Annotated in this window: 3 protein-coding genes; all 3 read left to right on the top strand. The window is 39.0% G+C overall.

From position 1 onward, the window contains the following. Positions 1–160: 160 nt before the first annotated feature. Positions 161–421 carry a type II toxin-antitoxin system Phd/YefM family antitoxin gene (locus PGW42_RS15770; RefSeq protein WP_270204092.1) on the top strand — a complete coding sequence of 87 codons (261 nt, stop codon included), beginning with the start codon at positions 161–163 and terminating at the stop codon, positions 419–421. Continuing rightward, positions 411–707, top strand: coding sequence for a type II toxin-antitoxin system RelE/ParE family toxin (locus PGW42_RS15765; RefSeq protein ID WP_008375511.1), 297 nt, complete (start codon positions 411–413; stop codon positions 705–707). Before PGW42_RS15770 ends, PGW42_RS15765 begins: the two co-directional genes overlap by 11 nt. A gap of 241 nt (positions 708–948) precedes the next feature. After that, positions 949–1323, top strand: coding sequence for a TnpV protein (locus PGW42_RS15760; protein WP_001129922.1), 375 nt, complete (start codon positions 949–951; stop codon positions 1321–1323). The last annotated feature ends 160 nt before the right edge of the window (positions 1324–1483 follow it).

Here is a 1483-nt window from a genome sequence, read left to right as displayed (position 1 = left end):
CAGGAAGCGGCAAAATATTATATTGAGAGAAATAGTTATGACTGATGAGTACGCAGTATAAGCGGATGGTAGAATTTATGAGAAATGTGTTGCTGTTTATTGCAATTGCGATAAAATTAGGATAAAATAAAGATAGTAAAATGCGAAAGGAGAGGTGGAAATGATACAAATTCGCCCAGTTTCTGATCTTAGAAATAAATTTCCTGAAATTGAGACTCTTGTTAATAGTGGGAATCCTGTGTATTTAACTAAAAATGGATATGGCGCTATGGTTGTTCTAAGCTTAGAAGAGTATGCAAGTCTCACAGCTAATATTGAAATGAAGCTTGATGAAGCTGACAGGCAGGCTGCGGGAACCGATGAAAGACTTTCTCACGAAAGCGTGTTCAAAAATGCAAGGAGTGCAATACATGGAAAATAAATCTTATCAGCTTCGCTACTTGCCAATATTTGAAACTGATTTGCTAAGTACGGTAAATTACATTACAAATGTCTTGAAAAATGAAGATGCAGCACATCGGTTGGTTGATGATATTGAAAGTGCCATATTGAAAAGGCTGGAAAATCCTCTTGCGTTTGAACCTTATCGTTCTGCAAAAAGGAGAGAGTATCCATATTATCGGATTTATGTGAGGAATTATGTGGTATATTATGTGGTTATCGGGAATGTTATGGAAGTAAGGCGACTGATATATAAAAGCACTTGATAAGGAACTGTAAGTTACGATGTTAAAAAGTAGAAGTTACTGATGATGGAACGCCGGATGAGGGGAAACTCTCATGTCCGGTGTGAAGTGGGGGAAAGTCTGGCGATAACATCAAAGGATTATCTATCACTATAGGACCGTTTGATTGCCCTGCATCATTTGGATATTGGTTGGAAACCATCTGATGTAGGACGGATTTTGCGGACATTCAAAATAAAAAAGAATGTGGAGGTAACAGACAATGGCAAAATCATTATTTGAGGAACTGGGCGGCAAATACGAAAGGCAAGGGGATTATTTGATACCGTGCTTAACTGTACCCGCCGAAGAAGAACAGGCAATAGGCATCTGGGGGCAACGGCATTTAGATTATCTAAAACAGTACCGTAAAGTTACATACACCAATCTTCTTACAAGCGGCAGGCTAAACGCCTACCTTGCCGACATCAACAGACAGGCACAGGAACGCTTTGAAAGGCTCATAGAGGGTATGAAACAGGCACAGGGCATAACGGAACAGCTAAAGGCAGAAAACGCCTTAGAATGGACAGGATGCCTCAATAACATAAGGGCTTGTGCGAGGGAGATTGTGGAAAAGGAAATTATTTTTGCATAAACAGATGATTAGTGGCAGGGGGAAATCCTGCCGCTTTTTCTGCTTTAGTTTGTCAGCTTGACAAATAAAGGGTTAAGGAATATAATTAGATTCAGTATTATACAAGGAGTTAATAAATATGCGGCAAGGTATTCTTAAATAAACTGTCAATTTGATAGTG

Source organism: Coprococcus sp. TM115-187 (assembly GCF_027679115.1).
In the GTDB taxonomy this organism is placed as follows: domain Bacteria; phylum Bacillota; class Clostridia; order Lachnospirales; family Lachnospiraceae; genus Allocoprococcus; species Allocoprococcus comes.
Note: the sequence above shows the minus strand (reverse complement) of the source record. Positions and strands in the feature narration are given on the sequence as shown.

Coding starts and splice junctions, on each gene's coding strand:
- PGW42_RS15770 (WP_270204092.1), top strand. CDS start 161: ATGATACAAATTCGCCCAGTTTCTGATCTTAGAAATAAATTTCCTGAA.
- PGW42_RS15765 (WP_008375511.1), top strand. CDS start 411: ATGGAAAATAAATCTTATCAGCTTCGCTACTTGCCAATATTTGAAACT.
- PGW42_RS15760 (WP_001129922.1), top strand. CDS start 949: ATGGCAAAATCATTATTTGAGGAACTGGGCGGCAAATACGAAAGGCAA.